Source organism: Pontibacter korlensis, from assembly GCF_000973725.1.
Taxonomy (GTDB): domain Bacteria; phylum Bacteroidota; class Bacteroidia; order Cytophagales; family Hymenobacteraceae; genus Pontibacter; species Pontibacter korlensis.
The window spans coordinates 3,792,369-3,817,429 of the sequence record NZ_CP009621.1 but is presented as its reverse complement, the minus strand read 5'-3'; the positions used below and the strand labels follow the sequence as shown (position 1 = coordinate 3,817,429).

20 protein-coding genes are annotated in these 25,061 nt (G+C 45.1%); 17 read left to right on the top strand and 3 right to left on the bottom strand.

Annotation, left to right across the window (positions count from 1 at the left end; genetic code table 11):
* Positions 1–72: 72 nt before the first annotated feature.
* Both PKOR_RS16390 and PKOR_RS16385 read right to left on the bottom strand, forming a co-directional pair.
* Positions 73–693: a recombinase family protein gene (locus tag PKOR_RS16390; RefSeq protein ID WP_046312159.1), complete on the bottom strand. Its 621-nt coding sequence runs from the start codon at positions 691–693 to the stop codon at positions 73–75.
* Positions 694–1,234: 541 nt separating this feature from the next.
* Entirely contained in the window at positions 1,235–4,762 is a 3,528-nt protein-coding gene (locus tag PKOR_RS16385; RefSeq protein WP_046312157.1) for a DEAD/DEAH box helicase, read from the bottom strand.
* A 288-nt stretch (positions 4,763–5,050) separates the two neighbouring features.
* Here PKOR_RS16385 and PKOR_RS26130 point away from each other — a divergent pair, with 288 nt between their 5' ends.
* The 3 genes from PKOR_RS26130 to PKOR_RS16375 all read left to right on the top strand — a co-directional run bounded on the left by PKOR_RS26130 (position 5,051) and on the right by PKOR_RS16375 (position 8,087).
* Positions 5,051–5,143, top strand: coding sequence for a helix-turn-helix domain-containing protein (locus PKOR_RS26130; RefSeq protein WP_071843225.1), 93 nt, complete (start codon positions 5,051–5,053; stop codon positions 5,141–5,143).
* A gap of 90 nt (positions 5,144–5,233) precedes the next feature.
* Positions 5,234–6,661, top strand: a complete 1,428-nt coding sequence (locus tag PKOR_RS16380) for a hypothetical protein (RefSeq protein WP_046312156.1) — start codon at positions 5,234–5,236, stop codon at positions 6,659–6,661.
* Positions 6,662–6,863: 202 nt separating this feature from the next.
* Positions 6,864–8,087 (top strand): IS256 family transposase, encoded by a 1,224-nt coding sequence (locus PKOR_RS16375; RefSeq protein WP_046312155.1) that lies wholly within the window; start codon positions 6,864–6,866, stop codon positions 8,085–8,087.
* 351 nt (positions 8,088–8,438) lie between these two features.
* On the opposite strand, the gene PKOR_RS16370 is transcribed toward PKOR_RS16375, so the two are convergent.
* On the bottom strand, positions 8,439–9,911 hold the full coding sequence (locus PKOR_RS16370; protein WP_046312153.1) for a competence protein CoiA family protein: 1,473 nt from the start codon (positions 9,909–9,911) through the stop codon (positions 8,439–8,441).
* 517 nt (positions 9,912–10,428) lie between these two features.
* On the opposite strand from PKOR_RS16370, the gene PKOR_RS16365 reads away from it, so the two are divergent.
* From PKOR_RS16365 to PKOR_RS16280, 14 genes are all read left to right on the top strand, one after another.
* Positions 10,429–11,796, top strand: a complete 1,368-nt coding sequence (locus tag PKOR_RS16365) for an SNIPE associated domain-containing protein (RefSeq protein WP_046312151.1) — start codon at positions 10,429–10,431, stop codon at positions 11,794–11,796.
* A 23-nt stretch (positions 11,797–11,819) separates the two neighbouring features.
* Positions 11,820–12,188, top strand: coding sequence for an NINE protein (locus PKOR_RS16360; protein ID WP_046312149.1), 369 nt, complete (start codon positions 11,820–11,822; stop codon positions 12,186–12,188).
* Positions 12,189–12,237: 49 nt separating this feature from the next.
* Positions 12,238–12,630, top strand: coding sequence for a hypothetical protein (locus PKOR_RS16355; protein ID WP_148561724.1), 393 nt, complete (start codon positions 12,238–12,240; stop codon positions 12,628–12,630).
* 506 nt (positions 12,631–13,136) lie between these two features.
* Positions 13,137–14,483 carry a nucleoside 2-deoxyribosyltransferase gene (locus tag PKOR_RS16345; protein WP_046312147.1) on the top strand — a complete coding sequence of 449 codons (1,347 nt, stop codon included), beginning with the start codon at positions 13,137–13,139 and terminating at the stop codon, positions 14,481–14,483.
* Positions 14,473–15,105, top strand: a complete 633-nt coding sequence (locus tag PKOR_RS16340; protein ID WP_046312145.1) for a 7-cyano-7-deazaguanine synthase — start codon at positions 14,473–14,475, stop codon at positions 15,103–15,105. The genes PKOR_RS16345 and PKOR_RS16340 overlap by 11 nt, the downstream gene beginning before the upstream one ends.
* 9 nt (positions 15,106–15,114) lie before the next feature.
* On the top strand, positions 15,115–15,771 hold the full coding sequence (locus tag PKOR_RS16335; protein WP_046312143.1) for a hypothetical protein: 657 nt from the start codon (positions 15,115–15,117) through the stop codon (positions 15,769–15,771).
* 191 nt (positions 15,772–15,962) lie between these two features.
* Positions 15,963–16,667, top strand: coding sequence for a hypothetical protein (locus PKOR_RS16330; protein WP_046312142.1), 705 nt, complete (start codon positions 15,963–15,965; stop codon positions 16,665–16,667).
* A gap of 62 nt (positions 16,668–16,729) precedes the next feature.
* Positions 16,730–17,608: a YDG/SRA domain-containing protein gene (locus tag PKOR_RS16325; protein WP_046312140.1), complete on the top strand. Its 879-nt coding sequence runs from the start codon at positions 16,730–16,732 to the stop codon at positions 17,606–17,608.
* A 1,145-nt stretch (positions 17,609–18,753) separates the two neighbouring features.
* Positions 18,754–19,050 (top strand): helix-turn-helix domain-containing protein, encoded by a 297-nt coding sequence (locus PKOR_RS25675; RefSeq protein WP_235336657.1) that lies wholly within the window; start codon positions 18,754–18,756, stop codon positions 19,048–19,050.
* Positions 19,051–19,567: 517 nt separating this feature from the next.
* On the top strand, positions 19,568–20,719 hold the full coding sequence (locus PKOR_RS16305) for a site-specific integrase (protein WP_046312134.1): 1,152 nt from the start codon (positions 19,568–19,570) through the stop codon (positions 20,717–20,719).
* Positions 20,720–20,801: 82 nt separating this feature from the next.
* Positions 20,802–21,143, top strand: a complete 342-nt coding sequence (locus PKOR_RS16300) for a helix-turn-helix domain-containing protein (RefSeq protein WP_046312132.1) — start codon at positions 20,802–20,804, stop codon at positions 21,141–21,143.
* Positions 21,144–21,687: 544 nt separating this feature from the next.
* Positions 21,688–22,158, top strand: a complete 471-nt coding sequence (locus PKOR_RS16295) for a JAB domain-containing protein (RefSeq protein ID WP_046314583.1) — start codon at positions 21,688–21,690, stop codon at positions 22,156–22,158.
* Positions 22,159–22,631: 473 nt separating this feature from the next.
* Positions 22,632–23,741, top strand: a complete 1,110-nt coding sequence (locus PKOR_RS16285) for a DUF4856 domain-containing protein (RefSeq protein ID WP_046312129.1) — start codon at positions 22,632–22,634, stop codon at positions 23,739–23,741.
* 93 nt (positions 23,742–23,834) lie between these two features.
* Positions 23,835–24,950, top strand: a complete 1,116-nt coding sequence (locus tag PKOR_RS16280) for an imelysin family protein (RefSeq protein WP_052738915.1) — start codon at positions 23,835–23,837, stop codon at positions 24,948–24,950.
* Positions 24,951–25,061: the final 111 nt, after the last annotated feature.

Here is a 25,061-nt window from a genome sequence, read left to right as displayed (position 1 = left end):
AGTGGCCCGATAATATATTTGCGTATAGGGCCAAACAAGGGGGTGGGGGTTCTTTTTTTCCGCAGAGGGGGGCTACCCCTCTGCCATGGCCTTCTTTACCTTACTGATAGTGGCGGGAGCTGTTCCAGTGATAGCCTGAATCTCTTTATAGCTCCTGCCCAAGTTAAGGTACTTAATAACCTGCTTATGTTTGGCAAGGAACCTATCTCTTGACTCGGAGCTATTTACTTTACGCCCCACATGCAGCCCCTGTGCTTTACGGTTTCTCAGTCCTGACTTTATACGATAAGAAAGGTTTTCACTCTCCAGCCTAGATATATCGGAGAGTATGGTGATGATGAGCTTGTTGAATATCCTGTCCTTCTCAGTGTCAGCACCAAGCGTAATTCCCAAGTTTTGTATATGCAGGCAAATACCTTTCTCCTCCAACTCCTTCATGAGGGTTAGCGTTTCTTGTGTGTTTCTACCTAGACGTGAGATTTCGGAGATGAGGATGCACTCTATCTCATGATTATGAACAAACTTCAGCATATCCTGTAGTACTTTCCTCTCCCCTACTGATTTCGTAAAGCCGCTGATATTTTCTGAGAATACTTTCACAACCTCGAATCCCTCTACTTTCTTGAGGTCGTTAACCTGACGCTGCGTGGTCTGTTCTTCTTTGGATACGCGGGTGTAGATTACGCTCTTCATAATTTACTTCATTTTTAACTAGTGGTAAACATGAAGTGAATATAACTTATCTGCATACGCCATACAAGCTATATATGCAATAATTGAAGTAAGGATTAAAATGAAGTAATAATAATGATAGTAGCTCCACTGTTTCACTTACCTGATAGCTACCTCTGGGGAAATTTATGACCGAGTAGTTACAGAGGAGAATAGGCACCATATCACAAAAAGTTTAAGACTTATATCATATACATCTGACATCGGTGTTTTTCATGTTTCTCCTCATTCATGATAGATTTTATTAATGAGGACTAATACTAAAGCAGAATATTGGCGATTAACTCATTAATAGGGACCTAAAAAACAATATATCTGCTCAAGTATTGATTAGCATCACATTAGAGTGGCATCTATTTACATTAGTACTGCTTTAATAAGGTGATTGGACTCAACAGAACCTGTCTATGCTAAACACAGATGAAAATATATGTCTAGACCCACTCTACTTCAAGCTTCATAGACTCGATAGCTTTTAAGGTAAAGGCAACTAAAGCGCGTACTAGGTTACTTCTACCACTCTACCCTCGTAGCGCCTTGCCTTATCATCCGTTTCCTCAACACCAACTACTTTGGCAAGATTGATACCTAATTCCAAGAAACACTCCACCTGTCCTTGGTCAAGGTTCCCCTGTTTATAGGCTGTTATCTGCCGATACCACCATCTATAGATTCCGAAAGGCTTACCATCAACTATAGATGGCAGATTCTGCAGGCCTTCTCTGCTGACAAAGTCCCTGAACTCTTTAAATTTATCATTCCAATTAGCCCCTTTCCTTCCCTCACCTACCCAGTTAAAGTTTATTGCATTAAGCCTCTCCACCCTGAACTCTGACAGTGGCTTACGGTTTCTTAGGTTACCTGCCATTGCTGCTCTCTGCGCAGCGGCCCAATTGTACAGCTGCTTTTCCCCTTCACCGTTGAAGTAGCTTGGCTCCCGGCCATTCTGCTCGAGGAAACTCTGGTAACTATCGAGTTTATAGAGCCACTTCTGCTCATTGGCCTCTTTTCCCTGTCCCTCTAAATCGAACTTTACAGAGCCTAGTTTTTCAATCTGTTCTGGATGCAGGTTCCCGTTTTGGTATCGAGTCCGCTGTGATTGTAGCCAAGAGTATAGCTGCTTGTCTGCCTTATACGTTGGGGTTCTCCCGTTTACCTCCACAAAGAGCCGCACCCTATCGAACACTTCATCCCAAGTTATGAAGAACCTGTCAAGGCCAAGCTCCTGTATTTTCTTTGCCCTACCGTCCGAAAGAGAACCCTCCTGCAGCTTTTTGTGATTCCTCGTTAGCCAGGTGTAAGCATTGACACCAATATCATCCACTGATAGTTTATCCTTCGAGGCAATTTGCTCCTTAACCTCGTTGTAGTACCTGTTCCATGTATCGGCCCCTCCTTCAAAGCTGAAGTCAATCTTGGCCAGCATGTCAAACCAATAGGTGCTCAGGTCATTGTTCTTGAAGCCCTTTCTTACCATCTGGCAGAATACCCCTAGTTTGCTTTCCTCTGAACCCGTATGATTTCTGTCGTATCTCGGCCACCGCTCTGGATTTTGCTTCCTGAACTGCACCAACCTCTCGTACTGGGAGGCCCATTTTCTATCAATGGAAGACCCTGAGAAGGCAATTCGGTTGAACCTCTCAAGCCTGTCCTTTCTTAGCTTTCCTTTGGCAACTTGTGCCTTAACTACTTTATACCATTTGTACAGCTCAGGCTCTTCCTCCTTTGACGGCTCAAACTCATTTGAGACAGCATAGTTCACCAGTTCTTCATACATCCTGTTCCATTTCCACTCCTGCTGGTCCCAAATGAAATCGATGGAGTCAAGCTTTCTTATTTCCTCGTTTTTCAGAGCTCCGCTTTTCCTCCTAACTCTCTGCTGGGCTACCCACCTGTAAAGCTCAGGGCTCTCCTTCTCATTTGGATACTCGTTGTGTTCGCTGATGTATTCCTGTAGCTGCAGAAAGAACAGGTCCCAGTTATTGGAGGCTCGCTCCACAATCTGCCCGAATAAAGAGTCTTTCAGTTTCTGCTCGAACCCCTCTAAAAGTATCACCCCCTGCTCCTCGGAGAAGAAAGCATCCTCTATGCTAATCTTCCCAGAATTGCGCCTGCCCTTGCCAAGGGCCAACCGATTTATCTCATCCTGTAGCCTTTCATCCTGATCGCAGAGCGACCTGATGACCTGCAGCAAGTTCTTGAATGAGCTGTTACTTATGGATTCTCCGACGCTGTCTCTGTCAGAGTGAAACACTGGCACCACGACAAGCCCCTCTTTTTTACTGTCCGGATTTATCCTGTTCTTTCTCAATGCCCTGCCAACAGCCTGCACAATGTCAACCTTTGAGCTTTTGGGATCACAAAAATATACCAAGTCTATGGTAGGCACATCCACACCTTCAGTCAAGCAACGGGCATTGGACACTACCGCTTTCTCTGAACGCTTGAACTCCTCCAGCACTAGGTTTCTGTGACTTGTCGTTTGCTTCCCATTAACAGAATATGCAATCGTGTCGGGAAACAGGTTTCTATGGCGTGTGGAGAAATTCTCAGCCAAGGCTACTCTTGAGTGAAATGTCAGAGCATGGCTCGCACCATACCTGGACATGATGTGCTCCAAAGCATAGTTGTTGGCCATCTCATCTACGGTCACTTTCGTATCTACAAACCGCCTCTCGTCAATGTACTTTTTTAGCTCTGCATCTTTTACCCCGATAGCTATTATCTTGTAGTCCACTAGAATATCACTTTCAATGGCCTCCTTGAACGTCATTCTATAAAACTCCTCTCCGAATGTTTCTGGGTCGTTCATGTCATAAGCATACTTCAAGTCCTCCCCAAGCTTCTTTTTCAGGGACTCCTTTACTATTCTGGGTGTCGCTGTCGCATAGAGCCTTCTCTGGGAAGGCACTTTTGTATTATCATGAACTAGGCTAAACTTGTTCATTCCCACACCAGCCGTCTTGTGCGCCTCATCGCAGAAGATGAGATCAAACTGGAAGCTAGTTCCGCATATAGCCTCTGAGATGGAGGAAAGAGAGTGATAGGTTGAGAAAATAACTCTCTCTTCTTCACCTATCAAGAGAAACTGCTTAATCTCAGCAGGATCAGTTGTTACGTTTATCCCGAGTTCGTAAGTGTTTGTTACAGTTGTGTCATCACCATCAACATCCTGATTAATGGTGTCCTCAGAGCATACACATAAGTACTGGTAGCTTGTTATTCTCTCCTTAGCCCAATCATTCTTCAGCTGTCGCAACAGGGCAAGGGACGGTACCAGTACCAATGTGTTATGACTGTTTAGCTTCTCCTTAATCCACAGGGCTGTCAGTGTTTTACCGGCCCCGCATGGTAGGATCAGCTGCCCACGCTCTTCATGCTCAAATCGCTTCACACAGCTATTGATGGCCTCCAACTGGTGCGGGAGAGGCTCAAGGTGCTTCCTTGCTTTAGGTGGCTGACCAGTTAGTCGCCTGCAAATTTCAAGTATGGTGTGCTTCTCAAGGGCGTATAAGTCGGCTGCAGAGTAGAAGGAGAATCTGTTGCTGTACCGTGTCCTAGATACAGCATCTAGGTTTGCCGCATTCGAGAAAACGATGTAGCCATATGCATCTGGACAATAGGCAAACAGGTTGGCTATTTTGTCTGAAGACCAGTTCAGGGAGGATGTCTCATCATTCCTGAACTTGCACTGTACTACCCAATAGTTTGAGTGGGCATCTTCAAGCACCAGGTCTACACCGTAATCAACGCTACCCAAGTTTAGCTTCTTTCGGACAAGGATAGGAGTCTCCTCAAACAGCCATACGTTTCTGAAGTTACATGATTCTGTGGGTGAGGCAAGGAAGTAGTACTTGGTGAATACTTCAAACAGCTTTCCTCCCCTTGTGTCCTTTTTACCCGCTTGGGAATCGTGCACATTATATTCGGAAAGGACAGACTTGACTTCGGCCCAAGACCTCTTTCCCTCAACTACATTAGACAATAATTTCTCATGGTTGTTCATCTGCAGGCACTTCCGTTGTTTCATCAAGCCTGATTGGCTGACTCAGTGGTTAAGAATTATAACTTATAGTTCCACCTGAAAAAGCTTAGGTGGAACGGTAATTACTACAAGCAAAATAAAATAAACACGCGAATAACACATATATGTGTTTATAAAACCACTGCAAACGTGCCTTCTTGGACGCGTGATTAGAGTTCGCGACAAAAAGCTAATACAGGAGTTTGGTACCCATCTCAGGGAACTGAGAACAGCTGCTGGATTTACTCAGGAGTAGCTCGCGAATGAAGCGGATATTCCTATCAAGTTGGGAGAATAGAGCGAGGAGAAATAAATCCTACACTCAGTACACTTCATGCATTAAGCAAGGCCTTAAATATTAATTTCTGTAAGCTGCTAACCTTATAAGAGTGCTCCGTTTCTTTATTCTTTGGCAAGGTAAAAAATATATCACTATATTTAAATTAACTAATTAAAGAAATAGTTACTTAGCACATTATGAAGATTAACCAAATTCTAGGATTGAATAAGTCTCAGGCCGAATTAGATTTTGTTGATATCGATATCGGCCAAGACCTCCCATTGTTTATCGATCCTTTTTTTCTTAGCATAAAGAGAGATAACTGGTCTGTAGAAGCGACTTTAACTATAAAAAGCTTTTTCGACAGATTAGTTAATCTGATTAGGAATAATAATGAACCTGAAGCTAAGGCCCTGTTTGCTCATCTTAGTGAGCCAAACTCCACATGTTTAGGAATGTCCATGGGAGACCCTCGTGGAAGAGGTGTGGGTGATACGGATGCAGTAAAAATTTATGAGAGCCTTCTTAAGAGCCGTGCCATACAAACAGGCTTAATTCGAGATATTGAAGATAATATTCTTTTCGTAGACAACTTTGGCAAGGACAAGTTGTCAGATATGACCACTAATATTATTACCAAACATCTAATACAGTACACCCAAAACCAGTGCAACCTTCACAATATTCCTTTGAGGAAAGGTGTTACAAGCGGATATTTCTGGAGTAGGGCTGATAATGCTTGGATATCCGAGTATACAGAAATGCTCGTGATAAACAACAAGAAGATATTACTAGTACCCAAAGGAATTGTATCGTTTTCTAAATCATACACTCCTACAAAATATTATGAGCAGTTTGTTCTAGATTATCTACAGAATGAGCATCTGACACTAGGAAGTGCACTAGTGCAGAAGAGAAAAGATGGCACCCCTTATGTTACGAAGAAGAGTGTAGAAGAAGAAAACCCTTTTTCAAAAACGTTCCTTCGGAAGTTCACACAAGATCATCCCGAGGTACTTCAGCAATTTAAAGAAGAAACGGATGTAAATTCAATTCCTGATAGTGATCTCACAGGGGTGAGTTTACGGTCAATTAGCAGCTCGCTAATTGCTCGTCTTCAGTCTATACCTAGTGGTTCTGAATCAGCATCAGATTTCCACAATATTATAATTGGTATTTTAGAAATCCTGTTTTACCCTCAGCTCATAAATCCAGTTAAAGAAAGAGAAATACATGATGGCAGAAAAAGAATTGATCTGACGTTCGATAATGCATCCAAAAGGGGAATCTTTCAGAGATTATCTCACAACATGAACATCCCATGTCCTTATATCTTTATTGAATGTAAAAATTACACCCGCGATGTAGCTAATCCTGAGCTTGATCAACTATCTGGAAGATTCTCTACAAATAGGGGAAAGGTTGGCTTCCTAGTATGCAGAAATATTGACAACATGGATGTTTTTCTCTCTAGGTGCCGAGATACTTTCTCTGATGGCAGAGGGCTTATTATACCTTTAGTTGACCAAGACTTAGTTAAACTCCTCCAAAACGTCAATGATGGAGAAAACGAGTATACGGAGCAGTTCCTATCAGATCGGATTAGAGAGGTTACTATCAACTAAACTTATTTGTAAGAGGTTAATTAACAAGTGTACTTGTAGTAATTTTATGTCCTTTATAAGACTCAAAATCACTACTTTACTGGATGCTGCGCACAGGTCTGCGGTTAGACTACATAATCATGGCTGTTTGTCGTAACAGCATATGAGGCTGTAAAATAAACTGTGTCAAAGGATTAGCAGTATTACCTTTAACACAGTCAACATGGAAGAGAAAAACGAGCTGGATCTGGAGAGGATCAAGCGCCAGTTCCTGGAGGAGTTCCGGAGCGGCAAACCCACCTTCGGCAAAGACGGCGCCCTGGGCCCTCTGCTGAAACACTTCTTAGAGGCCGCCCTGGATGCGGAGATGGACCTGCACCTGAATGCTGAGCAGCGCCAGCAAGGCAACCGCCGCAACGGAAAGGTGAGCAAGCAGGTCCGCACCTCAGACGGCGTGATCGAGGTGGAATCATCCCGCGACCGCTCGGCAAGCTTCGAGCCGCAGATCATCAAGAAACGGGAAACGGTGCTGGCCGAGAACCTCGAGCCCCGCATCCTGAGCATGTACGGTCTGGGGATGAGCTTGCGGGACATCTCTGCTCATCTCAAGGAGATGTACGACATGGACATCTCCCACGACACCCTGGCCGCCCTCACCGAGAAGATCGTGCCCCAGGTCAAGGAGTGGCAGGCAAGGCCGCTGGACAGGCTCTACTGCATCGTCTGGCTGGACGCCATGCACTATAAGGTGCGGCAGGAAGGGCGGACCGTCTCCAAGGCCGTCTACAATATTTTAGGCATTGACCGCCACGGCCACAAGGAGCTGCTGGGCGTGTACGTCTCGGAAAGCGAGGGGGCTACCTTCTGGCTCAGTGTGCTTACGGACCTGCAGCAGCGGGGCGTCGCCGATATGCTCATCGCCTGCATTGATAATCTCAAGGGCTTTGCCGAGGCCATTACCAGTGTCTTTCCAAAAACTGAAGTGCAGAGCTGCATCGTGCATCAGATCAGAAACAGCCTCAAGTATGTGGCCTCCAAGGACCAGAAGGAGTTCATGCGGGACCTCAAGCCCGTCTACCGGGCAGAGTCAAAGGAACTGGCCGAGCTGCGGCTGCTGGAGCTGGAGGAGAAGTGGGGCAAGAAATACCCCAAGGTGCTCGAGAGCTGGCAGCGGAACTGGGACAAGCTCTCCACGTACTTTAAGTACACCGAGCCGATTCGCCACCTGATCTACACCACCAACACCATCGAGGGCTTTCACCGCCAGGTGCGCAAGGTGACCAAAACGAAGGGAGCTTTCCCCTCCGACATGGCCCTGTTGAAGCTGATTTACCTCTCGCACCAGAACATCAGCCGAAAGTGGGTCATGCCCCTTGCCAACTGGAGCCAGACAGCCCAGCAGTTGTCAATCTGGTTTGGGGACAGGATGCAGCTGGACTTGAAGTGAGACGCACTTCAAAAGTTTGGCCCTGTTGCTGTAAGGATTCACACCAGTACACCAACAGGGCCAGTAAACGATATGATAAGGAAATGACACAGTTTAGATTACACTCCCACAGCATAGCCAGCTCCACTTAGAGGTAGTGTCAGCCGCTTGTTTGAGGAGGGCATGCTTGCCGTTCCATAAGAGCTCACCGACTGGCTAGGCACAATTGACACAACGCAGTGATCAACATAATAAAATTGTAGTATATCTATAAAACGTCTTAAATTTCCCAAAAACTTAACCTTCACCTTATTTATAAATCTGCAACCTAGGCACTTCTAAAAAATAAGTGACTCAGGATGTTCTTCCTCCTTAATCTTGCCTGCCTGTATCAGCCTTGCCCTCAAGTCTAAGGTATTTTTCTTTAATTCCTGTAATTCTGCGTACATCGTCTCCAATTCCATTTGCCTCTCTATTAACTCCATCGAGCGTCTCTCGCATCCAACTATCAATGTGTCTCTCTGATTCAACCTGGCATTCAACGTAGTAGTTAGCTGCTCTAAGGCGCTTTTCCTGCTCCCAAAGCTCTGCCTCCTCATCTTCACCAGCCCCGCGTTCTTCTCTAAGTTTGCTAACTCGCGCTTTGAGCGTGTCAACTCTTTCTCTAACTCTGCTTTCCTCTCTCTCGAGGCTTGCTCCAAGCTCTGCCTCTTCTCTTGCGTATTCTTCTGAAGCTCTGATAGCCTCTGCTGCAAGAGCGAAGGATAGCTCTCTTTCCTCTCTTCCAACTTCTTCTTCCTCTCGTCTAAGCTCTTCCTCCTCACCTTTAACCTGTCCCGACGTGAGTTGATATCGTTGCTCCAAGCCTCTGTGTCTTTGTTTAACTTCCTCGTCCAATCCGTCTCTTTTCCGGATATTCTTCTCAGCTGCTGCTCGAGCTGCGTCGTCCATTCGGAGAAATCTCTTTCCAGCCTCGACTCCAGCTCCTTTAACTTGTCTGATTGCGTCTGCAGCTTCGCTTTTTCTTCTTCCAAAGTCGCCTGAGCCCATATACGCCTCAAGCTGTCGTATAATATTTCTAAGTCGGAACGCACGGCACCTGACATCCTCCCCTGAAGGAAGACGTCCTCGTCCGAAAACAGCTCCTGGACCTTTTCGCTTAGGGAGGTGGGCACTGGGGTCAAAGTTGGTATGGGCTCTCTCATAGTTATACAGCCATTGTGTGTTATGGTGTCTCTTTAGAATCTTCTCAATGTCTTCCATTTCGGGTACTGGCGGAATCCTTACCTCCACGGTATCGATCCCGATGGTAATCAACTTAGCCAGCTTCTCGGCGTCTACCTTGTGGGTGGCGCAAATCTCTATCATCAGGATGATCTTATCTTGGTGGTCGAGGAACAGCACATCGGGCTTAATGGCAATTAAGTTCTTTGACGGTACCTCATCCCTTGTGAGGCGAACATTACCAAGTTCATCTAGGTACACGTACCGCTCGATCAGGACTTTATGCGCCTGCACCGTCCGCGCGCCACGAATTACCACCTCCTCCTCATCACCGTATTCGGGCGGAACGGTAATTTTGACAGGAGGCACCTCAATGGACCTTTTCATCTGCAGGATACGCTTTGCGACCATGTGACGGTAAGTCTCGTCGGACCACACGCACTCCTTGGCGGCCCCCACGTCCGCTTGGTGCCTAAAGTGCGGGATCTGAACATTCCCAATGCAGGCCATCATAGGTGACCCGCAGCCCAGGCAGCGGTAGCCCTTGCCCCCGCTGACGGCGCTCCGGATGGAGATCTCTTCACCATTAAGCTCTGCGTGCTGGAATGTGGCTCTTCCCATTGATATCTACAATTTATATATAGTTAATTTACTATAAAAACCGTGCCAAGTTTATAGACGCCTGTAGTCTCAAATTATATACTTATAAAGTCTCTGACTTGATGATTGAGCAGATTTGGGACTATATGAAAAAATCTCCAAAAGAGAGTGGCAATATTGAGCAAGTAATCCAAATATCTAAGTATCTACTCCACAGAAAACTAAATGAGAGATGCTTTTAAGGCAAGAAAGTAAATATACAGCTCATTGATGAAGAAATATTCTCTTAACAGCTTATCTAAATAGACTTTTAGTATGCAGGTGCATGAGGTTGAGGTGATATTGAAATCAGCAAAGCCCCTTTTAAGAGAGTAACTTTTGATGATTGGACTATAGCAACAGAGACATCTATAGAATTGACCTTTGTTTACCACCTTTTACCAACTAAGTACAATATAATTTCTTAATATTACTAATATAGTATATATTGTTTTTGTATTTTGTATTCAAAAGCTATCACAACTTTAAAACAAACTGTATGGAATTAACAATTGCTATTCTGTTAATCCTGGCGCTCGGAGCAGCTGCCTTCTTTCTATTCAAAAAGCTGAAGAAGTCTCAGGAAGACAATAAACAACTAAACGCCTCCCTAGAGGCTTACCGCCCCATCATAGACATCGAAAGTGCCCTGTCCGTCAAGAATAAGGAACTGGAGGTTATACAAAAGGCCGCAGAAGAGCTAAGGGAGAAGTACCACAACGGCAAGGAACTTCTGACAAAGCTGGAGCGTGATATCAACCTCTTTGAGTCGGACCTGGACACCATAGACTTTGGTATCTATAAGCCAATCTTCAACCTCGATGATTCTGAAGCCTACAAGTTGATGTTAACTGAAATTGTCAACAGGCAGAAAGATTTCATTCAGCGGGAAAGGGCAGCCATTTGCACCACCACTTGGACAGTGGAGGGGAGTGAGGCAAAGGGGCGCGCTATGATACGCCAGTACATCAAGCTCACGCTGCGAGCCTTCAATGGCGAAGCGGACTCTTTAATCGCCAAGGTGAAATGGAACAACATCGCACGTTTCGAGGAGAGACTCAAACGCGCACATGAGGCCATCAACAAGCTTGGAAAGTCAAACCATGTTCATATCACAGACGATTACTTACAACTGAAACTGGATGAGCTGCATCTCGTCCATGAGCTGGAGGTTAAGAAGTACGAAGAGAAAGAAGAGCAGCGCCAGATCCGGGAGCAGATGCGCGAGGAGGAAAAGGCCCAGCGCGAACTGGAGAGAGCACAAAGAGAAGCTGAGGATGAAGAAAAGCGATTCGAGAAAGCACTGGAGCAGGCCCAGAAGAAGTTAGAGAAAGCCCAGGGGAAGGAGCTTGACCAGCTTAGCAATCAAATCCTTGAACTACAGCGCCAATTAGAGCAGGCCCATGAGGCTAAAGAGCGGGCTATCTCCAGGGCTCAGATGACCCGTTCAGGTCACGTCTACATCATCTCAAACATTGGCTCTTTTGGAGAGAACAGGTACAAGATCGGTATGACCCGCCGCTTGGAGCCTATGGACAGGGTGAAAGAACTAGGTGATGCATCTGTTCCTTTTGAGTTCGACGTGCATGCCATGATCTATTCTGAAGACGCACCAGGCCTTGAAAATACCTTACACAAGATCTTCAATGAGAAGCGGGTCAATATGGTTAACTACCGCAAGGAGTTCTTTAACGTGAGTCTTCAGGAGATTGAGGAAGCCATCAAAGAAAATACCGATGCTGAGTTCCACATCACTAAGGCCGCGGAGGCAAAAGAATACAGGGAGACCCTATCAATCCTGACAGCCCCCATCCAAGCAGAAACTAAGGCACCCCAGGTAGCTGCATACCCAGACGCTATTTTCTAGCACCGAAAGCCACAAACTTATTTATGAGAAACAAGACTACAGCAGCCCTTCTGGCCTTCTTGCTCGGGGGCATCGGCATCCAGCACTTCTACTTGGGTAAAACCGTACAGGGAGTACTCAGTATCCTATTTTTCTGGACACTTATCCCGGCTTTTATTGCCATAATTGACATCATCCGATTTCTGCTCATGTCAAACGCAGAGTTTGACCGTAAATATAATATAGTTGTCGCTGCCGTTCCGTCCCCCTCTCCTGTGGTGCTAAACAGAATTCCTAAAACGAGTATGGAAGCAATGGATGAGCTGGAAAAGCTTTATGAATTGAAGGAGAAAGGTATCTTGACCGAGGGAGAGTTTACAAAGAGAAAGGAGAAGATGCTCCAGAGCTACTAAACCAATCGAAGTATAAAGCCACCTACAACGGGTGGCTTTCATTTTCATATTGATCTTACCGATGAAACAGGTTTTACCTTTCCTCATATTCCTCCTCATAACCAGTTGCACCTCTGAGACGCTCTTGGTACCGCAGGCGCAGCAGCAGATCCGGGAGCAGATCAGAGTCCACTACAACTCGCTGCAGTTGGAGGGATACAGCCCCATCTCCAACAGAGGGATCGACACCATCGCTGTGCACCGCAACCAGCGCGGAGAGGAAACGGGCATCATCGGAGAGATCACTCACCGCTACCGATTTCTTAAAAGTGACAGCCTCACCACGCAGAGCCAGGTGTTCGAGGTTCAGGTGTATGCCGAGGACGTGGTAACCAGTCCGGCAAAGCCCCTACCAAGTAAGCAGCCGCCGAGGGTGGAAATATTGAAGCAGAACCACCTATAGCGTGTAGCTTCGCTGTTACTACTCCTAAAAGCCTAAAAAGACAGTGCAATAAATTTGCTAATCATCCCAACTACTATTAATATTATTATATATATTGCAGCAACTATTATACAAGCTAACGAATAACAAATGTTAATTATGGGAAGTACAGGATCAGGAACGTTCAGTGACTATTCACAGAGACCAAGTGCATCAGGAATGGCTAACGGAGGAACTAGCGGCGAAGACAGATGTGCAAAAGCCTTTAACACTCAACTAGAAGAGGTTACCAGGTGCAGCTACTTTAAAAATAACGGGAGCGTACCACCCGCTGGAACCGAGTTAACAGTCGAATTTAGTCAACGCCTTACTGTTCAAACTTTACAGGGAGAGGTTCTTGGATACCTGCCAACCAAGTACAATTTTCTAAAACCATGTATGGATGATGGGTACAATTATGAAGGTGTAGTAACTTCATCTACTAACACTCCAGTAGCATCTATTACAGTTGACATCGCTGCTCAATAATGGATGCAAATGCAAAAATCTGTCTTATTGGCGACATAGTAACAGACGTAACATTAAAGGGAGCATCTTCAGAGGAGTATAAAGTCAGGTTAGGAGGCATTGTACATGCGGCTCGTGGATTGTGGGCTATTGGAGTTCCTTACACAGTTGCCTATTTTGCCCCCGATTACCTTGATAAGGAAATACATAACTACCTAAGCCGCCACGGCTGCTCAGCAGTCTATAAGATCGGTAGTGTCACAGGGGCTCCCTATGTCTTCTTAATCGAAGAGGTGAAAGAGGCCGGCCATCAGGGCTACCAGTTTTTACTTCGTGATCAAATTAAGGTTCACTTCGATGAGACTACTTGGAATGAGAATATAGTTGGCGGAGACTTTACCGACTACATTTTTGTCTCTGGTAACTACGATATAGCAGCTGCTATCAGTTGGCTTAGTGAAGAGGCAAAAATACACATTGACTTGGCTAATAACGTGGAGGACTTACATATGTTCGAAATCATGAACCGTAGGCTCTCAACTATTTTTCTTTCCACCTCATCTACCCTTTTCCAGACCAACTTTGTAGAAAGCTTCAGATCTTTTGCTAAACCCTTTGAACGGTATGCCAAACAACTAATCCTTAAGGAAAACCGTGGAGGCAGCAGAGGCATAGATTTCTTGAGTGATGAAGTTGTTTCAGTTCCAGCACAGACGCAACCCATTATGCATTCAGTAGGGGTTGGCGATGTCTATAACTCTACTTTTGTTTTCCAACATAGTTCGGGCACGCTCAAAGAAGCAATGACATATGCTTCATGGATTGCAACAGAATATGCTTTAACCACCTTCCCAGATGACTTCGCTAAGTCAGCTTTAAGAACTCTTGCTACCAAAGCAGAAGATCTGATCAGTCTCGGTGGAGTATCTCTGCCATGGGAGGCAAGGAAAAGTATTAATATATATATCGCAGCCCCTGACTTTGACTTTGTAAACGTTGAGCCTATTGATAAGCTTTTTCACAGCCTTAGATACCATAATTTTAATCCTAGAAGGCCTGTCCAAGAAAATGGCCAAATGGAGAAGAATGCCTTAACAACAAGGAAGCAAGAGCTTTATTGTAAGGATATGGTTCTCTTGGATGAGTGCTTAATACTGGTTGCGGTTCTACTATATAATGACCCAGGCACTTTGATTGAGATAGGATTAGCTGCCGCTCAAGGTAAGCCAACCATCGTCTACGACCCTTACCAGATTGCCGAGAACTGTATGCTTACGCAGCTGCCCACGCTTGTATCCAGTGATTTAGACGAAGTGATTTCCGAAGTATTTATACAAAGCAGCAAACTGAAAACAAATGAGCAATAAAGACGGTGTTCTTCTGGCCTCCGGAGGCCTTGACTCTACCACCCTAGCCTATTGGCTGCTTAACGAGGGCATTGACTTTGTCCCCTTATTTATCAAATACGGCCAGCACTGCGCTAAAACAGAGTTAGAAACGTTAAAGAAGGTCCTTCCAGTTAGTCATGCTAATAAAATTGAGATTATTGACATCCAATCGGTATATCAAAAGTCTACGTCTCGTTTTATAAAGCCTGCAAACCTTTGGGAGGAAGAGGTAAATGCTGATGACCTCTACATACCTTATCGTAATGTGTTGCTACTAACTATTGGCGCCACTTTCGCGCAAACTTTAGGCTATTCTAACGTATACTCTGCATTTATCAACAGCAATCATGCGAAAGAGATTGACTGCTCCAATGAGTTCTTCCAGAAGATGGAGGATATGCTTGTTGATTATGGTTCAGTAAAGATCCATATGCCTTTTAGGTACTTTTCAAAATATGAAGTTGCCAAAATAGGTATTAATTTGGGAGCCCAAATCGGTTACACATTCTCCTGTCAGGCCTCCCCAGAAATACCTTGTGGCGCATGCCCAAATTGTGTGGATAGACTTGAAGCGTTAAGAAAAATAGAGACAGAAGCTTAATTTGTATTTATGAACTTTGCAAAAGAGGCAAGGAAACTGGCAAATTTTATTATAGGTTTAGAGGAGCCCTTCTTTACCCATTATGTTCCCGATAGAATTTGCTACAACCATATAGGCGCTCTTTATACTGATGTGATACTACAAGCTGGGCTTAATTATAAATCTGTTGTAAAGCCAAGAGTACAGAGAGTCCTCACCCACTATCCTGAAGCAAACACTGTTGAATCATTTAGTATTGTGTTGCAGGAAGAAGGGTTTGAGAAGGTGATCAAATGGAAGCATCCTATTAAACAGGAGAGAATGCTGCGTCTTCTTGAATTCTCCGACATAAAAGGCATTAACACTAGCGAGGATTTAAAGGGGTTTCTCCAGAATACATACTGCCGTCAGAGCCTTCTAGAGCTTAACGGATTCGGCCCAAAATCCCTAGACTATCTACTTAAGCTATTGAATTTTGACAGTGTGGCAGTAGATAGACACATCTACTCTTTTGTCGAACTCGCTGAAATCTCAGCAACAGACTATCACGCAACAAAAAAAGTAGTCGAGTTTGCAGCTGATCTATTAGAAGTATCAAGGTCTTCCATCGATTATAGTATTTGGAAATTCATGTCTAATAAGCAAAGCCGCAATATTAACTCTGAACAGCTAGCCTTAAACCTTTGAACGCAGCCTGCGTGCCCGAAGTCACTAACTACGCCAAGAAAACTTATCCCTAAATAATTATATTTATAAATAGAACTGAAGGCTATAACGAACTGTGTCAGCTATTTAGTAATATTTCTGAAACTGTTTGGAATAAATTAGCAACTAATCAAGAGGGACCTTTGGTCATTCCTGAAACTGGGATAACAATAATGATTGTTCTTGACGAAGTTCTTAAATATATTAAGAATAAGAAGAGCTCATTTATATATGCTCAACCTGTTAAACATGAAAAGTTGAATGGAGGAGATCTGGAAATATATTACGAGCTCGACCACGATCAATATTTAAGGTTATTCTTTCAAGCCAAAGTGATAAAAAAAAGCGGGTATTTTTCTGGATTGAACCAGAAGAATTCTAACGGAAAGCAGATAGATCTGCTAGAGAAGTTTGAGAGTATCGCAGGCTGCCAGACCTTCTACATATTTTATAACGGTATTGCTGGCTTTAAATTTAATCATAAAGACTGTCAGGGGGATTACACTGAAAAGCAATTAGGTTGTACCATTGTAGAAACTTCAGAAGTTAAATCCCTTAACAAGGTCTATGGTGATAAAATTAAACACGAAATTTTGTACAACAAAGCTGATCTAAAAGGGCGGCCATGGAGAGAAATCCCTTGCTGTCTCATGAAAAAAAAAGACAGCAAAGGTCTGAGAATCTACAGCTTTGCTGAAATAAATTCTGATCCTTCTTTTAGGCCTCTGAACTTCGAAAAAGAAAAGGCTAGCACTTTATCTTATCAGCAGTTGCCACCATCAACAGACGTGACAAAAATAAATAGTACTTTGAGGGAAAAGGGCTACCAGCCTGCAGCAAGATTAGTTCTGACTAAGACAGAACCAAACAGAAAATAATTTTTGATTAATGAGTCTTTAAGTAGCCTCACAGGTCACTTAAGAAAAAAAGCAAAGATAGTATGCCAAGACCCATCATATTCGGAGAAATTCCTGGTATTGAGGAAGAACATTGGTTTGAAGGTCGAAGAGAGATGATGCCTTCTAGCTTCCACCGAAATTGGGGCGCTGGGATAGATGGTAATGCCCTAGAAGGCGCTGCCGCTATTGTGCTTTCAGGAGGATATGAGGATGATAAGGATCTAGGGGATGAGATCATCTACACTGGGGCTGGAGGCAATGATCCGAATACAGGGAAACAGATCATAGATCAATCTTGGGAAAACAGGGGGAATTCAGCCCTTTTGAAAAGTATGAATGAGGGGCTACCAGTAAGGGTGATCAGGGGTTACACCCACAAATCAGCTCTCTCCCCAAAGAGCGGCTATACCTATGCTGGTTTGTTCAGCGTTGTTGATGCCTGGGAGGAAGTAGGGAAAAGTGGCTTTAAAATCTGCCGCTTCCGATTAGTCTACTCAGGTGGCAACGAAGAGAGGAAATCCCCAGAAGAAGTAGAACTAGACCATAGTACCAAGGATAAGAAACGAAAGCAAGGGACTGTTATGAGGGTGGTCCGCGACACAAAGATTGCCCTGGAAGTGAAGAAGCTGTATAAGTACGAGTGTCAAGTCTGCAAGACAGCCATCAAGACAAAAAGCGGGTACTATGCTGAGGGAGCACACATCCGCCCGCTAGGTATGCCTCATGATGGGGACGATAGCCTGGCAAACCTCCTCTGCCTCTGTCCGAATCATCATGTAATGTTCGATAAAGGTACTTTTACAATCTCAGACAGTTTTCAGATCTTAGGGGAAGTGGAAGGGGAACTATTTGTACATCCCAAGCACCAGATAGCCCCACAGCACCTTACATATCATAGAGAGATCCATGGCTATAATTAAAATTGTTTGTGGTATCATCTATTGAGAGGATAAGATTTTTATATACAGGGGAAAATTGAAAGATTCCTAGGTGGCTTTTGGGAATTTCCCAGCGGTAAGGTTGAGCAAAATGAAAGAAACAATGGCTCCCTCCTCGGGGAACTGAAGGAGGAGCTAGATATGAAATGTCATTAGTCGCTACTTCAGCTCTTCCATCCATGCATATGATACTTTCTCGATTGACCTAGCCTCCTATATTTGCCAGTATAAAAACTCCAGTTTCAAGATGATTGATTACAATAGGTTGAAAGGATAGAACCGTTCAAGTTATGATTGAAACCTAACTCCAGCTGATATTCCTATAGCCAATGATTTAATCAAAACAAATTGATAATTGTCATTGAGCTTAGGATAATAAATAAATGAAGCTCATTCTAGCTAAGGCATAATCTATAACATGTTACATGCGCATGATAGCTCTTGAAATATTAAAAGCCCTTTCTTTTTCGGATAAACAAAGTTAGAGTTATAGTCTGATGAGACTAAGATTTTAGATGTGTTTGCTTTAGGTTGCTTTTTTTTACGCTATAAATGCAGCCAATTCGTTACCCCAAACCTATATCTAAATGATTATAATATATTTAACATATTTTGCATCGGCAAATAAGCTCCTCAAGTTACCTTATATAAAATTGCACTAAAAGCCCATAAAATAAATATTTATGGGCTTTTTTACGTCTACCACCTGCTCTTGATAGAACTTTACTAATTCAGTATTGTTATTGTTTCTGTGCCTCGCTTGTACCTCATCTTCTTTTTTTGCCCTTAAATTTTTTTCGGGAGAAATCTTGCAACATGCAGCTTCCTTTAGCAACATGAGTTCCAACATTAGAATTAAGAGGATTTCTCAGCACTGCGGAAGTGAGTTTATCGCTAAGACGACAGTTACACAGTACTACAGCGACAATTGTGCGAAGCACGCCTATAAAGCGAGGCAAAAGAAAGCAAAGATTCAGATTAGCAATAAAGAAACTAAAGCTATAAGGCTAAAGCCCATAGAAGAGTTGAAGGCTAAAGAGTTTCTTAATATCTCGGAAACTTGCCGACTACTAGGGCTTAGCCGGTGGACTGTTTGAAGAGACATCAAGGCAGGAGAGTTAGTAGCTGTGAAAGTAGGACGGCGAACTATTATCAAGCGCGTCGATCTTGATCAACTCTTCGAGCAAAGCCGACCTTCGGTCGCAAAGCAAAAAGATTCATCCGAAAAACAAGTCCCCATAGAGGACTGCTATACAATGACCGAAGCTCAGAAGGTTTTTGGCATCTCAGAGAAGGCCCTTTATGAGGTGGTTCTTCCCAACAACATTCCTAAGTACAAAAAAGGAAAACATGCTTATGTACCAATAGCAGCGATTGATCGCATACTTAATCCTTCAACGGGGTTATCAGGTGACAAAGCCTAAACAAGAAGCATGCATGTGTCTATGACAAGGCAGATGCTGCACTTAGGCTTCAATCCAGCTATAACTTATTCTAAAACCGGTAAACATCTCGCCGGCGATTGCCAAGAGTTCACATTTAGAAAAGGTATGATTTTTACCCGCCACATAATGACGATTATCAAAAGCAGCATGGAAAAAATCAGTAGTTGTACCGCAGTACTGAAATCAGGTGGAGTTGTTTGATTTATTTAACGCTAATTCTACTTGGTTTATACTAGCAGTACCGAATGGCCATGAGATTTAGCATCAGCATACAAGTTAATTTTCAGCATGTGGGAAGGAATTTATAACCAAACCTGCCGTGAATAATCTTTGAGAAGAGACTTTTGCCAGGTACTGTTAAGGCCCGACTGAAAGCTGCAAAAGCAGCAGCCAGCAATCAGCCTCTCGTCAGGTAAAGACCAGGTATATGGAAGGGCTAAAGGCTAGAGGATTTTAAACTATATAGAGATGATCTGAAAACAAATTTACTACTCTGATGACGAAAGTAACGCTACACCGCAAGCCAATGTCAAAGGCACGTCACACACTCTACCTGGATTATTATCCGCCCATTCCACATCCGGACACAGGCAAATTGACACGACGGGAGTTTCTAGGCCTGTATGTCTTTGATACCCCGAGGAGCCAACTTGACAAGCAGCACAACAGAGAGCCCTTAGCCGAACATATAAGGGCTAGTCGCCAGCTGGATGTGCAAAGCATGAAGTATGGTCTCCTTTCCTCTGCCAGACGAAACACGTCCCTCTTGGCTTACTATAAAGAGCAGGTTGCCAAGAGAAGCGGATCCAACAGCGGGAACTGGCAAAGCACGCTGTATTACCTCCAGAGGTTCTTTCCTGAGGGCCTAAGGCTTACAGAGCTCACAGTGGCTGCCTGTAACGATTACAAAAACTACCTGCTACTTGCCAACAGCCAACGTAGCATGAAAACAGTCAACAACAGCCAGTCTAGCAAGAAAGCAGCTAAGTTGATTTCTTCTAATACTGCCCACTCCTACTTTAACAAGCTAAAGGCTACCCTCAAACAGGCCTATAAAGAGGACCTCATAGCCACAGACCTGAGTGCTAAAATATCCTCCATCAAGCCTGCGGAAACCAAGCGTGAGTATCTGACCATGGAAGAGCTGCAGGCACTCTACAAAACGGAGTGCCCGTTGCCTGTCCTGAAACGGGCAGCTATTTTCTCAGCACTGACCGGCTTGCGTTTCTCAGACATAAAGCAGCTTACTTGGAGCCAACTACAGCACAGCCAGGCAGAAGGGCACTACCTCCACTTCCGCCAGCAAAAAACACAAGGAGCCGAAAAACTACCAGTCTCACGCCAGGTTGTCCAGCTGCTGGGTGAACGGGGAGATCCAGCGGCAGTGGTTTTTCATGGCTTGGCATACTCGGCCTATAATAACCGTATCCTGAGGTCCTGGGTGAAAGCAGCCGGTATCACCAAATACATCACCTTTCATTGCTTCAGGCACATTAATGCTACGCTGCAGCTGGCGCACGGCACCGACATCTATACGGTTTCAAAACTGCTGGGCCACCGCAAACTGAAAACCACCCAAATATATGCAAAAGTGGTAGACCGCTCAAAACGGGAAGCAGCGGACAGGATCAAGATAGACCTATCCTGACCTGCAGCAGCAAGAGACCAGGCAGCTCCCCCTGCTAGAGCCAAAAGCACCATATGAATGAAACTACTAAAAAACAATCACCATGGAAACACTTACTTTTGAGCAGCTCCCACAAGCTATCTGCCAGCTGCATGAGAAGATAAGCAAGCTTGAGCAGCTCTTGCAGGAAAGACAGAACCCTCAACATGTTGAAGAGATGTTCACTGTTGAACAGGCGGCTGCATTTCTAAACCTGACTATTACCACGTTGCACAGGAAGGTCAGTAGCAGACAGATACCTTCCAACAAGAGCGGAAATCGCCTTTACTTCTACAAATCTGAATTAGAGGCCTGGATCAAAGGAGGAAGGAAGAAGACTTTGGCAGAACTGCAGCTGGAGGCACAGGAGTACACGAGAAAGAAGCCAAAACATAAGCACTTTTAGCTTTATCAGCATAACGGCAACTATTGTGATGAAGTGTAAGATGCTTCCCTTTTAAGCATTGCTCATCCTCATTAAGGAGGATGAGCAATGTTAACAGGCCTACTAGATCTGCTCCTTCTCAATAGTAAGCTCATTTCGCTGTAGCTGTCTAACCGCTTAATACCGGCTGAACACGTGTGCGATACCCAGAAGATTGTTGCCTTTGGCACATAATCCCATCATAAGGAACCTACCATTGATGACCTGTTAAGAAAAAGAAACAGCTAACAAGAGCCCCTTTATCCCAGCAACGCAGCAGTAGTGACAGAAAAAGTATACTACCAGATGAGTGACAGACTATCCATAGCTGTATTTCAACAGACACTTCAAAGCAAAAGTCCATGGCATTCATTCCAGTGCAAAGTTAGCCTTGCGTGCCGGACACGGGACAAGGTAGTCCTGGAAAGATGGGTATCCCAGAGGGAACCCTCCACCTTGCCCTTAGTCCGTCCCGAAGGCAGGTGGGACACCATAATCAATTCCTCACTCTAAAAACAAGATGATTATGGAAAAGGCCGTCAACACATCCGCCTTCCACAGAGTAGCCGAAGTCAAGCTCTCCTACCGCAACCGCGTCAAGCCCAGCGAGCGCCCGCAGGTCACCTGTTCTGCCGACTCTTACATGGTGCTCAAGGAGAGCTGGGACAAGAGTAAGCTGGAGTTCGTCGAGCAGTTCAAGGTGCTCCTTCTCAACCGGGCCAACCGGGTGCTGGGCGCCTACGAGCTCTCCACCGGCGGGGTGGCCGGCACCGTCGCCGACCCCAAGCTCGTCTTCGTGGCCGCGCTCAAAGCCTGCGCCTCCGGCGTCATACTCTGCCACAACCACCCCTCGGGCAACCTCAAGCCCAGTGTAGCGGACCTGCAGCTCACCAAAAAGATCAAGCAAGGGGGCGAGCTATTGGACATCGCCGTGCTGGACCACATCATCCTCACCAGCGAGGGCTATTACTCACTAGCAGACGAGGGGCTCCTGTAGCCCCTCCTTTTGCTCATTTCATACTTAGGACAACTTCTGCCTTGCTTGATGAGACTCTAAACTAGGTAAAAAAGCTTGTGCAACACAAAAGCAATGGCATCTCCTTTTTGAAAAGTAAATGCCATTTAAGCCCTCCAATTATATCCTGACTGATAAGTACCGTTATGTAAAGTAGAAGGAAACTTTTCTCCAGTTGTCATTTGGTGCTCGTGTTCCATAGAATATAAGCTTTTGAGGCTAATATCTAAGATGTATGTAAATAAGCTGCGGTTGTACATATAATCCAGTAGCTTAAATATTCTGTGTACAGCTTCTCCTATATAGCCTTGTTGCTGCTTCAATTTGCTGTTATAACGCCTTTTGTTTTAGTTCCCTTTTATGAAAATTTTTATAAATAAGCCTTGTCTCTTAAGGTATCGTAGCTTAGTTTTGCCGCAGTTAACTATAATTAGTCTAAATAAAAATAATTTCTAATGGCCAAGATATTTGACCCTACAAAAATCCGAACCTTTACACTTGCAGTTGCAGCATGTATGGCTTTCTCTTCATGCTCTGACGAAAAAGAAGAAGATCCTTCTTATAATATTCCGGAAACTTACAATTTCGAGAATGTAAGCTACGCTGGCCAGACAACGCGCCTCGGGATGCTGAGCGAACTGGATGCCTATATCAAAACAGGTAACACCGGTGCAAGGCTGGATGCCCAGAAGATGAGAAACATGTATGCGAATGCTAACGCACCGTTCAACGACCCCAAGCTGAACGCAGCGACAGACAAGCAGCTGAAAAATAAAACTATCGCTACAGCGCAGGATGAATTCGAAGCTTTGTTCGATAAAGTAGCCGCAGCAAGTCTTTCTTCAGGTGTTTCTGCTGTGGAAGGCTTACCCGGCTTGTTGACTACTGCAGATGGTAGCAAAAGCTACCTGGTAGATGAGAACGGCGTAGAGTATGCGCAGGTGATTACAAAAGGCCTGATGGGTGCTGTACTTTATTACCAGGCAGTGGACGGATATCTGACCGAGGAAAAGATTGGCGCTGCTGTAGATAACACAACGGTAACGCCGGGCGAAGGTACTAAAATGGAGCACCATTGGGATGAGGCTTTCGGCTATTTTGGTGCGCCCGTTGATTTCCCTGCAAATACCACAGGTACTAAATTTTGGGCGAACTACAGCAATAAGGTAGATGCCGCACTAGGCAGCAACAAAGCCTTGATGGATGCCTTCATCGAAGGGCGCGCCGCCATTTCTGCAAAAGACATGGAGAGCAAAGACGAAGCAGCCGCCACCGTTCGCGCCGAGTGGGAGCGCCTTGTTGCAGCCGCTGCCATCCACGAGCTGAATGCCGCCAGAACAAACATCGCTGAGCAGGCAAAAAAGAGCCACTACCTGTCTGAGGCGATCGGTTTTGCGATGGGCTTGCAGTACAAAACAGGAAGCAAGTTATCTGCAGCCAAGTATCAGGAAGTGATGGCCGCAATTGGTGATAATCTGTACGACACAACTGCCGAAGACATCAACACAGCCATCAATATCCTGAGCACGGCTTATGAAATGGATGCCATCAAAGGTCAGCTATAATACCTTACCCGTTACTGCTAGCTTTAGATAAGTGCAGCAGCTACGGGAACGCCAATCCCCAGCTGCTGCCTTTCGCATTTAAAAATATACCGCATGAAAATATTCAGAGAATATGCTGCTGTGGCACTGGCAGGCCTTGCCGCTTTGAGCAGTTGTAGCTCAGACAATGAGGGTAATGATCCGAGAACAGACTACGACCGCCAGGGCATGGTGACCAACTACGCCGATAATCTGATTGTGCCGGCTTACACGGCGTTCAAGAACAAAACAGAAGCCATGGCCACCGCCATAGATGCTTTTGTGGCCACCCCAACAGCTGCCACATTGGCGGTAGCCCGCACTGCTTACCAGAAAGCTTACTTAGCATGGCAGGAGGTGAGTGTGTATGAATTCGGACCAGCCGACGAGCAGCTGCTGCGCACAAACCTCAACATTTACCCAACAGCTACCGCCGAGATAGAAAATAACATCGCTTCCGGCACTTACGACCTGCAAAGCTCAGCTAATCTTGATGCCAAAGGCTTCCCGGCTGTAGACTACCTGCTGTACGGTGCCGGTACCGAGGCCGCAGTAGTGGAGCAGTACACTTCTGGCGCCAACGCCGCCAACCGTAAAAAGTACCTGCAAGTCGTGAGCGCCCTGATAAGCCAGCGAGCCAATGCAGCACACACTGGCTGGACGAGTGGCGGTTATGCAGCTACTTTCAAGAACTCTCCGGGTACGGCAGTGGGTAGCGCTGTGGGCAACCTTGTAAACCAGCTGAATTATGACATCGACGTGACCAAGCGTGCCAAGGTAGGTATACCTAGCGGCAGGTTTACTGCCGGCAGTGCCTTACCAGAGAAAGTAGAAGCTTACTATAGCCAAACTTCACTTGAGCTGCTGAAGCAGGCTATCCGTGCAGAGAAAGCTACATTCTTGGGGCTTGCGGCAAATAGCGCCAACGGTCCGGGACTGGATGATTACCTCGACCATGTGGATGCAAAGTACAACGGAGGCTTACTTTCTGATGCCATTGAGGCGCAGTTTGATGCTGCCTTGACCGCTGCCAATGCTGTGCAGGGACCGCTGTCAGAAGCTGTGACTAGCCAACCACAGGCCGTGACGAAAGTGTACAACGAGCTGCAGAAACTTATTGTGCTCACAAAAACCGATATGCCAGCCGCACTGGGAGTTACCATTACCTACACCGATAACGACGGAGATTAATATTTTTTGTCATCTCGAACATACCTGAGACGTGAGTCGAAAGGGGCCTGCGAAGCAGTGAGAGATTTGAGTCACTTTATGTTATTTTACAGATTTCTCACTATTATTCGA